The organism is Gordonia sp. PvP123 (assembly GCF_040547295.1).
Lineage (GTDB): Bacteria > Actinomycetota > Actinomycetes > Mycobacteriales > Mycobacteriaceae > Gordonia > Gordonia terrae.
Genome location: NZ_JBEPPN010000006.1, coordinates 142,240 through 157,474 on the forward strand (window position 1 = coordinate 142,240; position 15,235 = coordinate 157,474).

A 15,235-nucleotide genomic window follows, 5' to 3' on the forward strand; every position below is an offset into this window, starting at 1 on the left:
ATCTCCTGCATTCGGGGACAACTGTTGGCACGGCCGCCCCGGCGGAAACGATGTCGTGGTGGGCGCAGGTCAGGACTGGATCACCATGACGACCGCGACGAGGACAGCCACCACCACTATCGCAGCGACCACGAGCATGACCTGCTGCGGCCCCGGCATCTCGCCGCCGGTGACCAGGGCCCGCGACGTCCGCCGCCACCGCCAGGCCCCGAGAACCGCCAGCGAGGCGCCCAGCGCGACCATGAGGACGCCCAGCACGATGTCGAGGAGCGGGGTGGCCTCGTCGGGCGACAGGTAGACGACGGCGATCCCGGCCGCGATGAAGCCGAGGGCGGTCCGGACCCACGCGAGCAGGGTGCGTTCGGCGGCGAGGGTGAACCGGGCGTCCACCGCGCCGGGCGGCCTGATCTCCAGGTCGTCGTCGTACGACGGGCCCGGCGCCGCCGGAGCACTCACACCGTCAGCCGGCCCGCTTACCCGTTCGTTCGTCAGTGCTCTTGCCCTCTCGAATCGCTTCGGTGGCGAAGGCCGCGGTCACCTCGACCGCGTCCAGGGTCTCGGGGTGGTGGGCGCTCAACACCGGAAAGGCGTGTACCTGCCATGCGTAAGTGTGCGCCACCGCGGTGACGCCCAGCTCGTCGAGTGACTCGACGAGGTCGATGACGTCCGGCTCGAGCATCTCACCCTCGGCCGCGACGAGCACGGTCGGCGGGAACGAGGTGAGGTCGGCGTCGGCGATGCGCCGGACCCCGGTGAGCTCGACGGGCCCCTTGTCGAACTGGGGCGCCAGCCGGGCCATCTTGGACTTGGGCAGGTAGGCGTCGGATCGGCTGGACCGGTCCGGGTGAACGCCGAGATCCATGTCGAGCAGCGGGGAGAACCCGATCAGCGCCGCCGGCGTCGGCAACCCGCGGGTGACGGCCGCCTCGACGACCTTCGCCGCCAAGAACCCCCCGGCCGAGTCGCCGGCGACGATGACACGGCGGAAGCCCCGCTCGTTGATCAGTTCGGCATATGCGTCGACGGCGTCGACGACGGAGGTCCCGACCCCCGCCTTCGGTAGTTGGCGGTACTCCAGCGAGAAGACCGGCACCTCACACGCTCGCGCCATCCGCGCCGCGATCGATCGGTGCGTACCGAGTCCGCAGACCACGAACGCACCACCGTGCAGATAGAGCATGGCCGTGTCGCTGTCCCGGCGTGAGGGACCGACCGGCATGATCAGCTCGGCCGGCCGACCGGCCAGGACAAGCTGTTCGCGGACCACGCCGCGGGGCTTGGGTCCGACCGCCATGATCCGGTCGATGAGGAACAGGCCCGCCAGCCCCGGCGTGTTGACCGGCCACAACGCCAGCGCCGGCTTCAGGAACACTCGTGCGCCGAACCACATGGGGAAAGACCGAAGGCTCGGGCGACGGTGGTGAACGATGGGCATCAGATCCTCCTGGCCCGAAGCTACACCCCGTGGCCGTCCGTTTCAGTACGTTCGTCGGGGTCGCCGTTCACTGTGTCGAGGTCGTTCGGTCACCTTGGTCGGCTATATTCTCGGACTCGTGACCAGATCGCGGATGTGCCCGGCAGGTGCCGTTTAGGTGCCGATCCCTCCCCAGTTCCTGTTGTCTGCGCAGGCAGACCCCCCTCGCACCCTCTGCGATGTACTCACCGCCACCGCGCGGGCGCACCCGGACGCGGCGGCCATCGACGACGGTGAGATGACCCTCACCTACGGCCAGTTGCTGGCCGTGGTCCGTCGTACCGTCACGCGCCTCGGCGAGGTCGGCGTCGGGCGGGGCAGCCGGGTCGGAATCCGGATGCCCTCGGGCTCGCGAGACCTCTATGTCGCGATCCTGGCGACCCTCTACGCGGGCGCCGCGTACGTGCCGGTCGACGCCGACGACCCGGACGAACGCGCCGAACTCGTCTTCGGCGAGGCCGGTGTCGACGCCATCGTCGACGCCGACGGACCGCGGTCGACCACGACGACGTCGACACCCGCGGAACCCCCCGCCCGCCCCACGCCCGACGACGACGCATGGATCATCTTCACGTCCGGGTCCACCGGAAAGCCCAAGGGCGTCGCGGTCACCCATCGCAACGCCGCGGCCTTCGTCGACGCCGAGGCGGCCATGTTCCTCCCGGACGCCCCCATCGGCCCACACGACCGGGTCCTGGCCGGGCTGTCGGTCGCGTTCGACGCGTCGTGTGAGGAGATGTGGCTCGCGTGGCGCAACGGCGCCTGCCTGGTGCCCGCGCCGCGCTCGCTGGTTCGCAGCGGCATGGACCTCGGACCGTGGCTGGTGGCACGGGACATCACCGTCGTGTCGACGGTGCCCACGCTGGCCTCTCTGTGGCCGCCGGAGGCCCTGGAAGCGGTGCGGCTGTTGATCTTCGGCGGCGAGGCCTGCCCGCCCGAGCTCGCCGACCGGCTGGCCGTCCCGGGCCGCGAGGTGTGGAACACCTACGGCCCCACCGAGGCGACGGTCGTGGCCTGCGCCGCACCACTGGGCGGGGACGGCCCGGTACGCATCGGATTGCCCTTGCGTGGTTGGGATCTCGCGGTCGTCGACGCCCAGGGACAACCGGTCGCCGAGGGCGAGGTCGGCGAGCTCGTGATCGGCGGCGTCGGTCTGGCCCGTTACCTCGACCCGGCCAAGGACGCGGAAAAGTACGCGCCGATGCCGACCCTCGGCTGGGAACGTGCTTATCGCAGTGGCGATCTGGTGCGCCTGGACACCGCAGGCCTGCTGTTCATGGGCCGCGCCGACGACCAGGTCAAGGTCGGCGGCCGGCGTATCGAGCTCGGCGAGATCGACAATGCACTGCAGAACCTGCCCGGGGTGAGCGGCGCCGCGGCCGCCGTTCGCAAGTCCGCGGCGGGCAACAGCCTGCTCGTCGGCTACCTCGTGTCGGCCGATCCCGGCTTCGACGTCGCCGACGCGCACGCCGAGTTGCGCCGCCAACTGCCCGCCGCGATGGTGCCCACCCTTGCCCTTGTCGACGAATTGCCCACGCGCACTTCGGGGAAGGTTGATCGTGATGCGCTGCCCTGGCCCCTGCCGGGCAGCAGCAGACCAGTGGATGACGACGTCGAACTGAGCGAGACCGAGCTCTGGCTGGCGCAACTGTGGACCGATGTCCTCGGGATGACCGTCTCCAGCCCGGACGTCGACTTCTTCGCCGAGGGCGGCGGCTCGCTGGCCGCGGCGCAGCTCGTCACCGCAGTGCGCGAACGATACCCCGACATCTCGGTCGCCGACCTCTACGACCATCCACGCCTGGGGTCGATGGCCGAGATGCTCGACGCCCGCCGCCCGACGACGAGCATCGACGAACGCCACATCGCACCGACCCCGCGCTCGGCCGGGCTGGCACAGCTCGCGCTGACCGTCCCGCTGACGACGCTCACCGGACTGCAGTGGGCCACCTGGCTCGGCGTGGTCAACAACCTCGCGGTGCTCGCCGCCGAGCGGATGGACCGCACCGTCGAGTGGCTGGTCGAGATCAACTGGTGGGTCCTGCTGGCGGCGTTCCTGATCTTCATCACCCCGCCCGGACGCATGTGCATCGCGGCTCTCGGCGCCCGGGTGCTCCTCGCCGGCGTCTCGCCGGGCGTGTACCCGCGCGGCGGCAGCGTCCACGTGCGGTTGTGGGTCGCCGAACGACTCCTCGACGCCAGCGGCGCCGCCAACCTGTCCGGGGCACCGTGGATGATCTATCTCGCGCGGGCTCTCGGAGCGACGATCGGGCGCGGCGTCGACCTGCACACCATCCCGCCGGTGACCGGATTGCTCACGGTCGGCGACGGCGCGTCCGTCGAACCCGAGGTCGACATATCCGGCTGGTGGATCGACGGCGACGACGTCCACATCGGGGAGATCGCCATCAAACGCGGCGCGTCGATCGGCGCTCGGTCGACGCTCACCCCGGGCGCGGTCGTCGGACGCGACGCCGTCGTCGCCCCCGGATCAGCGGTGTTCGGCCGGGTCAAGGCCCGCCAGCACTGGGCCGGTTCCCCCGCGGTCAAGATCGGGAAGGCCGAGCATCCGTGGCCCGACCACCGGCCCCCGCGGGCGACCTGGTGGGTACCGATCTACGGGCTGTCGTCGCTGGGGCTGGCCGCGATCCCGCTCATCTCCCTCGCGTCTGGCCTGGCGGTGATCGGGGCCTGGGCACTGACCGCGGACCGGTTGCGCGACGCCGGGATTCGCGCGCTGATCCTGCTGCCTGCGGCCACCATCACGAGCCTCTTCGTGTTCGCGGCCATCACCGCGGGCCTGGTCCGGCTCGCCTCGATCGGCCTGCACACCGGGTACCACCCGGTTCGTTCGCGTGTCGGCTGGCAGGTCTGGATCACCGAGCGCCTCCTCGACGCCGCGCGCACGTACCTGTTCCCGCTGTACGCGAGTCTGCTGACCCCGACCTGGTTCCGTGTCCTCGGCGCGAAGGTCGGTGTGGGGACCGAGATCTCCACCGCGCTCGTGCTCCCCCGGTTCACCACCATCGGTGACGGCGCGTTCCTCGCCGACGACACGATGGTCGCGTCGTACGAACTCGGCGGCGGCTGGCTGCACATCGACGAGGCGAAGATCGGCAAGAGGTCCTTCCTCGGCAACTCCGGAATGACCGGTCCCGGCCGCAAGGTCCCCAAGAACGGGCTGGTGGCGGTGTTGTCGGCAACGCCCGATCGGGCGAAGTCGGGGTCGAGCTGGCTCGGCAGCCCGCCGGTGCGCCTGCGCCGGACCGCGGCCCAGATCGACACCTCGCGCACCTTCGACCCGCCGGCCACCCTGAAGATCGCCCGCTCACTCATCGAGACGCTGCGCCTGGTGCCCGTCATGGTGTCGTTCGGGCTGGGCGTCGGGCTGCTGCTCGCGCTGCAGTACGTCGCGGTACACGTGCACTACGGGGTCGCGGCCCTGGTGAGCGGCCTGCTCCTGCTCGTCGTCGGCGCGATCGCCTGCATCACCGCCGCCGCGGCCAAATGGCTGGTCGTCGGCCGCATCACGGTGAGCGAGCACCCGCTGTGGAGCTCGTTCGTCTGGCGCAACGAACTGTCCGACGCGTTCGTCGAGACCGTTGCGGCACCCTGGTTCGCCAACGCCGCGACCGGCACGCCGATCCTCAACCTGTGGCTGCGGATGCTCGGCGCGAAGATCGGCCGGGGCGTCTGGTGTGAGACCTACTGGCTGCCCGAAGCCGACCTCGTCACGCTCGGCGACGGCGCGACCGTGCAACGCGGCTGCGTGGTCCAGACGCATCTGTTCCACGACCGTGTGATGGCCATCGACCGCGTCACGCTCGGGGCCGGGGCGACCCTCGGCCCGCACTGCGTCGCGCTGCCCGCATCCGGACTCGGCGACTCGGCGACCGTGGGGCCGGCGTCGCTGGTCATGCGCGGAGATGTGGTCCCGGCTCACACCCGCTGGCAGGGAAACCCCATCGCTCCCTGGCCTCGCTGATCCGAAGGGACCGCATAACCGCAGTTCACAGCCCCTGCTCCCTGAGGTGCGAGGAGCGAAAGCGACGAGCCACGAAGGGTTGGCGACACACCTCACCAAGACCCTTCGTGACGGCCTCCGCAAGCTCCGGCCTCCTCAGGGAGCAGTTAGAGGGCTCACTCCGGGCGCACCGGGCTCTTTCGTAGTTCCGGCTCAGACCGTCGACTCGCCGGCGACCGGCTGCTCGACCTTCTTCGGCAGCGTGAGCAGTGTGGCGATCGACAGTGCGACGAGCATGATGCCGCCGACCCAGGCGAGCACCTCGAGCGAGAAGGCGGGCAGCACCATCATCACGATGCCCGCGATGATCGCGATGATGCCCGAGACGATCGAGAACCAGATGGGGGCGTGACCGGACTTGGTGATCGCCGCGTACAGGTCGGCGACGCCCTGGAAGATCCAGCCGATGCCGATGAACACCGCGAGCAGCCAGACCGCGTCGCCCGGGCTGAACAGCGCGATCACCCCGGCCAGCAGCACGATTGCGCCCACGATGCCCAGCATCACCCGGACCCCGGTGCCGAGGAACGACGCCGCGAACGCCTGGTAGATACGGAAGATGCCGGCGATGATCAACGAGATCGCGAACAGGATCGCGAGAACGACGATGGTCGGTCCGGGCCACAGGATCGCGATGACCCCGATCACGATGCCGACGATCGACGTGATGATGAGTGCCGTGCGCACGGCACCGACCAGTTCGTCGGGGAAGTGTTTGGTGTAGACCGTGGCGAAAGTCATGGTCGGAGGTTATCGGGCAGTGGAGGATCCGGCGCGCTATTCGCGCAGGAGTGGCACAAACCCGACCGTCGTCGTCGGCCTCGGATGAACAGGGGGTAAAGAGTAACGATGACCAACATCGCGTTCTTCGAGCCGATCAGCGGAGACGGCCGGCCCGACGAGGGAATCCGGTACCGGCCGACCACCTTCGCCGCCAGCCTGTGGGCACCCGGGACCCTGAACGGCCCCGCGGTGTGCGGCCTCGCCGCGCGAGCAGTCGAGGCCGAGTTCGGCCGTCACGAGTCGGGCGGCGACGAGTTCGTACCGGCCCGATGCACGATCGATCTGTTCAAGGCCGCGCGGGACATCGTGACGTCGACGCGAGTCCGCGTCGTCCGATCCGGCGGCCGCATCCGAGTCCTCGACGTCGATGTGGTGCAGCATCCCGACGACGCCGACGAGGTGGTCGTCGCCCGCGCCACGACGGTGTTCCTGCGCACCTCGACCAATCCCCCCGGCCGGCGGTGGCATCGCCCCGCGGACGCAGTCACCTTCCATCCACCGGAGATCGCCTCCGACGACGATCTGTCGCCCCGGTTCGCCTCCGACGCCGCGGACGACACCGTCGGCGAGTGGGAGCGGGACATGGCGAACCACCAGAACGGCCATCGCAAACGGATGTGGTCTCGCGCCGCACCCATCGTGGCGGGTGAGAAACTCACCCCGTTCCAGCGTGCGGTCATCAGCGCCGAGTCCGCGAGCCTCGTGTCGAACTGGGGCACCACCGGCATCGGCTTCATCAACTGCGACCTCACCGTTGCCCTGAGCCGGCTGCCGTCGGGTGAGCGGATCGGCGTCGAGGCCGACGTCCACATCGAGGACGACGGCGTCTCGGTCAGCAACGCGGGCCTCTTCGACGCGGACGGGATGTTCGGGACCGCGCTGGTGACCGCGGTGAACAACGCCGCGGCGCAGATCGACTTCACCACCGTGGACACCTCGGAGCGCTATCGGGAAGCCTGAGGCCACACGACATTTAGCCGTGCAAAGCACCGTAGTGCACCTTACACATCTCTCTCAGGTCTTGATAAGGTCACGGCCATGACACGGCGCCTCTCACGGCTTTTCCTGGGTCTTGTCGTCTCTGTACTGGCTGTTGCCTTGACGACCACCCTGGCCGCCTCACCCGCTCACGCCGCCCGCTACGCCAACGGCCCGGCGACCATCGTCAACCGGCTGACCGGCCCGTTCGCCATGAACGACACGATCGGACGGTTCAACATCGTCGGCACCGATCTCGGTGTCATGTGGGACAACGGACGGGGCGAGATCCTCACGGCCTTCGGCGACACCCAGTCGTTCAACGGATGGTCCCTGCTGTACGGCGAGCTCTTCTACTGGCGGTCGAACGTCCTGCTCCGGAGCACCGACCGGCATCTCAACGACGGCATGACATTCACCTCACACGCGGGCCGCCCCGGACATGCCAAGCGGTTGCTGAAGCCGAACGTCCGGCGCGAGGTCACCATCATCCCGACCGCCGGCGTGGCCGCCAACGGCAAGCAGTACATGACCGTGATGTCGGTGAAACGCTGGGACTCGCCGGGCATCTGGACCACCAACTGGGCCGGCCTCGTCTCCTCCTCGGACAACGGCGAGAACTGGCGAGCGGTGAACGCCTTCCGCCCCAACGGCGGCGGCAACAAGAAGTTCCAGATGGGCGCCTTCCTCAAGGTCGGCAAGACCGTCTACTACTACGGCACTCCCGACGGACGCTGGGGCGGCGTCTATCTCGCGCGCGTGGACGAGAAGGACATCGAGAATCTCGGCAAGTGGCAGTACTTCTCCTATGGCCGGTGGGTTCCGGGCAACCCCGATGCCGCCACCCCGGTGATGGGCGCGCCGACCGGCGAACTGTCGGTGCAGTGGAACGACTACCTCGGCAAGTACATCTCACTGGCCAGCCAGGACGTCGGCGTCACTCTGCGGACCGCCGACAACCCCTGGGGCCCATGGACTTCCGGCGAGATCGTCGCACCGTCGGTGGACCCGTACACGGGTTACGCGCCCTACATCCATCCGTGGTCGAAGGGCAGCACGCTCTACTTCACCTACTCGATCTCGATCGGGTACCAGGTCTATCTGATGCGGCTCCCGCTCCGACGCGGCTGAGCTCGATCCCTGCCACCGACGAGTCGGGAGATGACATCACCATCCCGTGATCCGGTCGGTTCACGCGAATTCTCCAAGCCAGTCGTCGATGGCTTGTGCGACTTGCGCCGCGGATTCCACCGGGGCGAGATGACCGATCCCGTCGAGCGTGACCAGGTCGGGACGGCCGGGTAGTAGTTGTTGTAACCGGGTGGCTTGCTCGATGGGAATCCATGGATCGTCGGCGCCCCAACCGATGCGGGTGGGACACCGTACCTGTGACAGTCGTTCCACGACAGGCCTGGTGTGCTCTGGTCGCAGGGCCGCGATCTGCCGATAGAAGCCGGCTTGGCCGTTCCCGCCGAGCCAAGGCTGGACGAGCGCATCGAGCTGCTCTGCGGGCAGTCCATGGGGTATGGCTCCGGCGATGTACTCGCGTACCAGGGCGGCGTGCAGCGCGTCGGGAAGTTGAGCAAACACCTCTGGATGGTCAGCGACCAGGCGGAAGAACGGTGATCCCCATGGATCGAGGGTCACGATGTCCCAGAGAAACAACGATGCATACGCGCAATCGCGGAGTAGATGGGCACCCAACGCGACCGCACCGCCGATGTCATGAGCAACGACATGCGGCCGGGTAACGCCCCACAACGACTGCACCTGGGCGAATCTCGACATCTGGGTTGCCAGGTCGAGTGGCGCATCGGGGGTGATCGATTGGCCGTACCCCGGCATGTCCCACAGGAACACGCGGCGGTCGCGACCGACATGGCGGGCTACCTCAGCCCATACACGCGCAGACCAGGGGGTGCCGTGACACATCACAACCTCTCCAACGGCCTGGTGCGTTGGCTCGAAAACGTACGTCGCAACACGTATTCCGTCGACGGTGAGGTAGTGCGGCCGCGGCAGTTCGGTGTCCATGAGTGAGAACTCGCTCAACCCCCCACCGTGTAACACATGTTCCAGCGGACGCCATGGAGACTGTTCAGCTCGTCGTTCGATCATCGGACGCGGTAACACCCAGCGAGGCGGGGGCGACCATCATCTCAGAGGTTCGATGTAGCAAAGTCTTGCTGCACTTCCTTCCATCTTTGCTTCTTCAACAGTGAGGACCCACCCATGCTCCACCGCATCCGAGCAACCGTTGCCGGGATCGCCCTAGTCGGCGCCGCAGCAGTATCGATCGCCATCGCTCCGACTGCATCAGCGACCCCAGACCCTGCAACCCCGGTCGCCGCACCGGAATTGACGTTCGCCCTCCCGGCGATCAGCGGCCCGAATGTCGGCCCGGGCTATGTAGGAGGCGGATTGTTTCGCCAGACCCTCGTGACCGCCCGACCCGCGGCCGGATCGTCAGTGTCGTTCGCGGTCGCCAACCTGGCGCACTACAACACCTTCTACGCCTACCAGTACGTGCAAGTGGCGTGGCGCAACCTCACCACCGGTGCCACCGGCACGGTGAACCTGAGGCACTGGCAGCGACCGAACTTCGCCCCCGGCACCATCCCCCTCACGGGATACCCCTCCACCCTGCCCACCACAGCATCAGCACCGACCGGAGCAGGACCCGTCGTAGCGACCGTGACCGTGCTGCGCGAGCAGTACAGCGGCACCGTGGCCAACAACATCATTCCCGGCCTCAACGCACTCCTCGTGCCCTAACCCCTACGACCCACCACACAGACAGACAAGGGGCACAACCGATGAGGCATATCCGCACACTCACCGCCGTCGCGGCCGCCGCCACGGCACTCGCACTGGCCGGCTGTACCAGCGACCCCACCGACACCCCAACCCAGTCACCGTCAGCGCCGAGCAGCGCAGCCACGGGCACCACCAACACATCGGCGACCGGTGAACCCACCGCAGCTCCCGGCGGTGCCCCGAGCGCCGAAACCGGCATCGACCCCGGCGTCGACGCCCCGGATCAACCGCAGCCCACCGAGGCGACCGGTCCCGCACCCGACCAGGCAGCACCCCCGGCCGCCGAACGCCCGACCGATCCCAACGAACCCTCCGCCGGAGGCACCTACTGCGGGGCCGGGTACAACGGACTGGCCGTATGGGCCTTCGGCCCCGACTGCGCCACCGCCCAATCGGTGTCATCGGCCCTGGGCGCTCAACGCGCCGCCGGCGCCCAATTCCCCATCACAGTCACCGTCGCCGGACAGAATTGGGGCTGCTACCAAGGCGGCACCACCGTGCCCTACATGGAATGCTCCGGCCTCGGCGCCGTCCGACTCACCTCCTGAGACACCTCCCTCGGCGTCCGAACCGTCGTGGCTGTGGTCGACCCAAGCGCGCCAGATCCGATTGCCACGTGCACACGGCGAACTCTCCGCGCTCAGGTCACGTGGCCAGCGCTCAGCCCTCGCCGGCGATGGTGAGCACGACCAATGGGATGGGGCGGTCGACCTTGGACTGGAAGTCCGCCAGCAGTGGGTTGTTGGCCAGCACCCAGGCCGCGAACTCGTCATACTCCACGCCTTCGAGCACCTTGCCGGTCCCCTGGCGGGTTTTGTCCCTCAACTCGATCCCGACCTGTGGATTCGCCTTGATGTTGTACCACCATGCCGGGTACTTGTCCTCGATGAACGAGCTCACGTACATGGTGTCGTCGCGGTAACAGGGCCCCAGTGGAGTCGTGTGTGGTCTTCCGCTCTTTGCCCCGATGGTGGTGAGCAGGATGAGGTCGGTGCCCGCGTAAGCGCCGGCCACCTTGCCCGCGTTCTCCCGAAACTCCTTGATCACATCGTCGTTCCAGTTGCCGATGCCGCCCTCTTGGTCCCACGCCTGGTTCCACGGCGCGTTCGGATCGTCGTAGTCGGTGATGATGGTCTGATCGGGCTGTCCTGCAGTCGATTCGGTCTCACTCATGATCCGAGTGTGTCGTCGAGTTAGGACAGTCACGGTCCTAACTGAAACTCGTCCTGCCGCCTGTCGGGAGGTGACCCACCGACACGTCGGGGCGGTTGACGTCCGATTCCGGACACAACCGCCCCGACGCCGTCTCCCGGGACGATCAGCTCTGGCCGAGCATGCCCTTCATCTGATCGATCTCGGCCTGCTGAGTCCTCTTGACCTCCTGGGCAAGAGCTTTCGTCGCCGGGTCGACGCCGTCGGCGGATACCGCATCGGCCATCGCGATGGCGCCCTCGTGGTGTCGGATCATGCCCTCGAGCCACAACCGGTCGAACTCCGTGCCGCGCGCGTCCCGCAGGGCGGTTATCTGGTCCGGGCTGAGCATGCCGGGCATCGCGGAGTGACCGCCATGCCCCATGTTCTCGTGGCTGTCGTCGGGATCGTCTTTACCGACGCCCCAACTCTCGAGCCGGTCCTCCATCTGCTCGATCTCGGCATCCTGCGCCTTCTCGATCGTCGATGCGAGGGCGATCAGCTCCGCATTGTCGGTACGGCCCTCGACGAGTTCGGCCATCGCGACGGCCTGCCGGTGATGTCCGATCATCGTGGAGGTGAATTCGACGTCGGCCTCGTTGTGGGCAGCCGACGCCGACGCGGACGCCGTGGCCGACTCCGACACCGAGGTGGACGCGGACGGAGTGCCACTCGGCGATTCGTCGGGCGAACAACCGGCGATCGCGATGAGTCCCGCCGCGGTCAGGCCGATTGCTGCTGCCGCGCGGATTCGGCGTCGAGAGGTGTTGTGTGCGTGCATGAGTGAGTTCCTTGCTGCTTGTTGAACACCCGGCGGGCGCGACGGCCGGCCAGGGCGAGAAGAGATGACGGCATGACGGACCGAGCGGTCCGCGGGGGTCACCTCAGCAGCGGATCACCTGTAGTTGCAGATGGGAATACACGGCCCACGGCGGCGGTCGGCCCAGGACCGTCGTACGTCGTCGCGCGGTGTCGGAGATTCGTGGCAGAACGGCGAGCGACCAGACGAGCAACACGAGCACCACGGCCGGGAGGTCGACACCCGAGGCGCGGATGAAGACGCAGTCATGGGAGTGTTCGCCGCAGTCGTCGGTCCCGGTCATCTCGGGTGCGGCGGTCATCGTCGACGACGAGGTGAACGCCGAATGGTCCGCGTGGTGCGACATACCGCGGTCAGATCGTCCCGGCTCGCTCGCTTCGCTCCCGGCGCCGGCGCCGGGATGGCCCGACACCACCGTGTGCATCAGCATCACGGCGACTGCGAGCGCGAGGATGAACCCGCGGCGCCGGACCTCGGCGCCGCGACCGGTTTCTCGGCGGCGACTCACGGTGGCCAGGTTACGAGGTCACGATGCCGACGTCGACGCCCTGGCGTCATCGGGAACGGGATCGTCCCCCGATTCGGCCGCCTCCTCGGCGGCTCGCCGGCGTTGACGTGGGATCAGTATCTTGCGGTCGATGATCTGATAGGTCGCCACCACCGCCGCGGCCAGCGCCCATCCGAGCACGATGTCGAAGATGTAGTGCTCGGCCGTGTACACCAGGGCGAACGCCATCGCGAGCGCGTAGCCCATGAACAGTGTTTTGCCCAATGCCTTCACGCGTGGCCACATGAAGAGCGCGAGGAGCATCGTCAGACCGGCGTGCAGCGACGGGATCGCGGCCACCAGGTTGGACTTGCCCTGCCCGACCTCCACCAGGTTTGACGCCGCGTGGATGTTGAGGAAGCCCCAACCGCGCGCGGAGATCCGTTCGACGTACGGATTGGCGTCGGGGTACTCGTTGTCGAGCGGGCCGAGCAGCCCGCCCGGTTCCTTCGCCTCCGGCGAGTACATGCAGATGGGGTCGCGTGGGAAGTCCTGGACCTCGGCGGCGGTGCAGCGCGCGGCGGCCCACGGCGGCGCGCCCGGGACGAGCGTGTACCCGACGAGGGCGAGGAACGTCGTCGCCACGAAGCACGCCGCGTAGCGACGCCACGCGGCCCGATCCTTCAGCCACAACACCGCCGCGACGGCGTACGGAATGATGAAGTACGACATGTAGACGACGCTGACGATGACCTCCCACCAGGGCGGGCTCGCCTGCTTGAGGTGCTCCTGCAGCCACGCGGTGGGATTGACCCCACCGGTCAGCCAGGCGTCGAAATCGATCGCCAGATGCCAGTGGGTGGGCATGTCGACGATGCGCGCGACGTCGCGCGTCCAGTCGTAGAGGATCAGGATCAGCGCGAACGGCGCCCAGTCGATGAGGATCGTGATGAACTTGCGCCGGCCGATGCAGGCGGCCGCGAGTCCCAGGCACATCAGGACGATCAGGCGCGTGCGGTCGAAGGCCAGGCCGTAGAGCGCGACGTGCACCGCCATCAGCACGATCCAGGCGCCGATCGCGATGCGTCGGACCATCGTCAGATCACGACGGCTCTCCGGGTCGGCCTCCATCTCGGCCGCGGCGGCCAGATCGTCGAGGACCGGGAACACTCCCGCCGGGCCGGCGTCGTCGCCGTCGGCGTCGTCGCGTTCGGTGTCCACGGAGGAATCCGATGTGGCGGTGGTCGTCTCGGCACTCTCGCGCTCATCGCGCTTGGAAGATCTGCCCGGCTGCGGGACGCCCACCGACTCGTCGACACTCACCCGACACAACCCCGCCTGTCACACCCCGCAGGGCAACCACCCACTTAACCTGCCGTCAGTGTAATGGCCATCTCCCGTTGGCGAGCCACCCCGACGGCGAGGCATGTCGGATTCGAGCGCTTTCGGCGAGGCGGCACGCACCCGACCCGCGCCTTCAGCGGTTTTCTCGGACGCCTCGCCCGGCGGGGTGTTGTGGATCACACTGGAGGCGTCGATCCCCTGAAGGAGGTCTCGGTGCCCAATCGCTACCTGCGCTACGGCGACCAGCGCTACATCATCAACAAGGAGGCGGAGGCCCGACTGAACCGCACCCTCGACGCGGTCTACGCCGACGGAACCCGCGGACACGAGTGGCTGAACCTCTATCACGACAGCGCGGCACCCTGTCGGCTCCTCATCGCCCCCGGGGTGCCGATTACCATCGAGACCGAGCCGTGCCTGGGTGAGTGACGCGCGGGTCCGGGGTCGAGACGCGGCCGGACGAACGTCGCCCCTCTTCGGGCGTGTCCGCGTATCGGCGTCGACGGGGGCGTCGGCCCGTCGGTGAGGGCAACTATCGTTGTCGCATGCGCATCGGAGCACATCTTCGCGAGGACGCCGACCCACTGGCCACGGCCGCCGAACTCGGGATCGACGTCTTCCAGATGTTCGTCACAGACCCTCAGAGCTGGAAGAAGCCGCAGCCCAACCCTCGGGCGGCGGAGTTCCGTGAGTCCGACATCGACGTCGTCGTGCACTCCAGCTACCAGATCAACGTCGCGAGCCTGAACAACCGGTTGCGGATGCCGTCGCGCAAGGCCGTCGAACAGCAGGCGGCCGCTGCCGCCGAGCTGGGCGCCTTCGGACTCGTCGTCCACGGCGGCCATCTGCGCGACGGCGAGGACAGCGCCGAGGGTTTCGCCAACTGGCGCAAGCTCTTCGACCGTCAGGTCGACAAAGGCGGCTTCGGCGTCCCGATTCTCATCGAGAACACCGCGGGCGGCGACCACGCGATGGCGCGCACGCTGGAGTCCATCGACCGGCTGTGGGAGGCCGTCGGCGACTTCGATCAGGCGGGCTTCTGTCTCGACACGTGCCACGCCTGGGCCGGCGGCGAAGACCTCGTCGGGCTCGTCGAGCGGGTCCGCCAGATCACCGGCCGGATAGATCTGGTGCATCTCAACAACTCTCGCGACGAGTTCGACTCCGGCCGCGACCGGCACGCCAACCTCGCGTCGGGCCACATCGACCCGGAGGTCCTCGTCGCGGTCGCCGAGGCGGCGGGCGCGCCGGTCATCCTGGAGACGCCGGGCGACGGCATCCCCGACGACCTCGCCTATCTGCGCGAGTCGCTGTAGT

Annotated in this window: 15 protein-coding genes; 7 read left to right on the top strand and 8 right to left on the bottom strand. The window is 68.1% G+C overall.

Features of this window, described 5'->3' with window-relative positions:
* Nucleotides 1–69: 69 nt before the first annotated feature.
* Nucleotides 70–456 carry a YidH family protein gene (locus ABIC25_RS13170; protein ID WP_004019784.1) on the bottom strand — a complete coding sequence of 129 codons (387 nt, stop codon included), beginning with the start codon at nt 454–456 and terminating at the stop codon, nt 70–72.
* Between the two features lie 4 nt (nt 457–460).
* Nucleotides 461–1,435 (bottom strand): alpha/beta hydrolase, encoded by a 975-nt coding sequence (locus tag ABIC25_RS13175; protein WP_004019785.1) that lies wholly within the window; start codon nt 1,433–1,435, stop codon nt 461–463.
* Nucleotides 1,436–1,592: 157 nt separating this feature from the next.
* Between ABIC25_RS13175 and ABIC25_RS13180 the strand changes: the two genes are divergently transcribed.
* Entirely contained in the window at nt 1,593–5,459 is a 3,867-nt protein-coding gene (locus tag ABIC25_RS13180; RefSeq protein ID WP_354561788.1) for a Pls/PosA family non-ribosomal peptide synthetase, read from the top strand.
* A gap of 192 nt (nt 5,460–5,651) precedes the next feature.
* Here the strand turns inward: ABIC25_RS13180 and ABIC25_RS13185 are convergent, their stop codons facing one another.
* Nucleotides 5,652–6,239: an HdeD family acid-resistance protein gene (locus ABIC25_RS13185; protein ID WP_354561790.1), complete on the bottom strand. Its 588-nt coding sequence runs from the start codon at nt 6,237–6,239 to the stop codon at nt 5,652–5,654.
* A gap of 108 nt (nt 6,240–6,347) precedes the next feature.
* Between ABIC25_RS13185 and ABIC25_RS13190 the strand changes: the two genes are divergently transcribed.
* Both ABIC25_RS13190 and ABIC25_RS13195 read left to right on the top strand, forming a co-directional pair.
* Nucleotides 6,348–7,241, top strand: coding sequence for an acyl-CoA thioesterase domain-containing protein (locus ABIC25_RS13190; RefSeq protein ID WP_354561791.1), 894 nt, complete (start codon nt 6,348–6,350; stop codon nt 7,239–7,241).
* A 78-nt stretch (nt 7,242–7,319) separates the two neighbouring features.
* Nucleotides 7,320–8,390 (top strand): glycoside hydrolase family 183 protein, encoded by a 1,071-nt coding sequence (locus tag ABIC25_RS13195; RefSeq protein WP_004023720.1) that lies wholly within the window; start codon nt 7,320–7,322, stop codon nt 8,388–8,390.
* Nucleotides 8,391–8,450: 60 nt separating this feature from the next.
* Here the strand turns inward: ABIC25_RS13195 and ABIC25_RS13200 are convergent, their stop codons facing one another.
* Entirely contained in the window at nt 8,451–9,293 is an 843-nt protein-coding gene (locus ABIC25_RS13200) for an alpha/beta fold hydrolase (protein WP_354561793.1), read from the bottom strand.
* A 198-nt stretch (nt 9,294–9,491) separates the two neighbouring features.
* Here ABIC25_RS13200 and ABIC25_RS13205 point away from each other — a divergent pair, with 198 nt between their 5' ends.
* Nucleotides 9,492–10,034: a hypothetical protein gene (locus ABIC25_RS13205; protein WP_354561795.1), complete on the top strand. Its 543-nt coding sequence runs from the start codon at nt 9,492–9,494 to the stop codon at nt 10,032–10,034.
* Between the two features lie 41 nt (nt 10,035–10,075).
* Nucleotides 10,076–10,624: a hypothetical protein gene (locus tag ABIC25_RS13210; RefSeq protein WP_354561796.1), complete on the top strand. Its 549-nt coding sequence runs from the start codon at nt 10,076–10,078 to the stop codon at nt 10,622–10,624.
* Between the two features lie 112 nt (nt 10,625–10,736).
* On the opposite strand, the gene ABIC25_RS13215 is transcribed toward ABIC25_RS13210, so the two are convergent.
* From ABIC25_RS13215 to ABIC25_RS13230, 4 genes are all read right to left on the bottom strand, one after another.
* Nucleotides 10,737–11,249, bottom strand: a complete 513-nt coding sequence (locus tag ABIC25_RS13215; RefSeq protein WP_354561798.1) for a nitroreductase/quinone reductase family protein — start codon at nt 11,247–11,249, stop codon at nt 10,737–10,739.
* Nucleotides 11,250–11,394: 145 nt separating this feature from the next.
* Nucleotides 11,395–12,048: a DUF305 domain-containing protein gene (locus tag ABIC25_RS13220; protein WP_354561799.1), complete on the bottom strand. Its 654-nt coding sequence runs from the start codon at nt 12,046–12,048 to the stop codon at nt 11,395–11,397.
* A gap of 103 nt (nt 12,049–12,151) precedes the next feature.
* A complete protein-coding gene (locus ABIC25_RS13225) occupies nt 12,152–12,595 on the bottom strand; it encodes a hypothetical protein (protein WP_064569404.1) in 444 nt (147 codons plus the stop codon).
* A gap of 18 nt (nt 12,596–12,613) precedes the next feature.
* Nucleotides 12,614–13,897: a phosphatase PAP2 family protein gene (locus ABIC25_RS13230; RefSeq protein ID WP_354561801.1), complete on the bottom strand. Its 1,284-nt coding sequence runs from the start codon at nt 13,895–13,897 to the stop codon at nt 12,614–12,616.
* 234 nt (nt 13,898–14,131) lie between these two features.
* Between ABIC25_RS13230 and ABIC25_RS13235 the strand changes: the two genes are divergently transcribed.
* Together ABIC25_RS13235 and ABIC25_RS13240 are read left to right on the top strand one after the other, a co-directional pair.
* Nucleotides 14,132–14,347 (top strand): hypothetical protein, encoded by a 216-nt coding sequence (locus ABIC25_RS13235; protein ID WP_004023724.1) that lies wholly within the window; start codon nt 14,132–14,134, stop codon nt 14,345–14,347.
* 116 nt (nt 14,348–14,463) lie between these two features.
* Nucleotides 14,464–15,234, top strand: a complete 771-nt coding sequence (locus ABIC25_RS13240) for a deoxyribonuclease IV (protein WP_086534264.1) — start codon at nt 14,464–14,466, stop codon at nt 15,232–15,234.
* The last annotated feature ends 1 nt before the right edge of the window (nt 15,235 follow it).

Coding starts and splice junctions, on each gene's coding strand:
- ABIC25_RS13205 (WP_354561795.1), top strand. CDS start 9,492: ATGCTCCACCGCATCCGAGCAACCGTTGCCGGGATCGCCCTAGTCGGC.
- ABIC25_RS13220 (WP_354561799.1), bottom strand. CDS start 12,048: ATGCACGCACACAACACCTCTCGACGCCGAATCCGCGCGGCAGCAGCA.
- ABIC25_RS13215 (WP_354561798.1), bottom strand. CDS start 11,249: ATGAGTGAGACCGAATCGACTGCAGGACAGCCCGATCAGACCATCATC.
- ABIC25_RS13195 (WP_004023720.1), top strand. CDS start 7,320: ATGACACGGCGCCTCTCACGGCTTTTCCTGGGTCTTGTCGTCTCTGTA.
- ABIC25_RS13175 (WP_004019785.1), bottom strand. CDS start 1,435: ATGCCCATCGTTCACCACCGTCGCCCGAGCCTTCGGTCTTTCCCCATG.
- ABIC25_RS13190 (WP_354561791.1), top strand. CDS start 6,348: ATGACCAACATCGCGTTCTTCGAGCCGATCAGCGGAGACGGCCGGCCC.
- ABIC25_RS13240 (WP_086534264.1), top strand. CDS start 14,464: ATGCGCATCGGAGCACATCTTCGCGAGGACGCCGACCCACTGGCCACG.
- ABIC25_RS13200 (WP_354561793.1), bottom strand. CDS start 9,293: ATGGACACCGAACTGCCGCGGCCGCACTACCTCACCGTCGACGGAATA.
- ABIC25_RS13185 (WP_354561790.1), bottom strand. CDS start 6,239: ATGACTTTCGCCACGGTCTACACCAAACACTTCCCCGACGAACTGGTC.
- ABIC25_RS13210 (WP_354561796.1), top strand. CDS start 10,076: ATGAGGCATATCCGCACACTCACCGCCGTCGCGGCCGCCGCCACGGCA.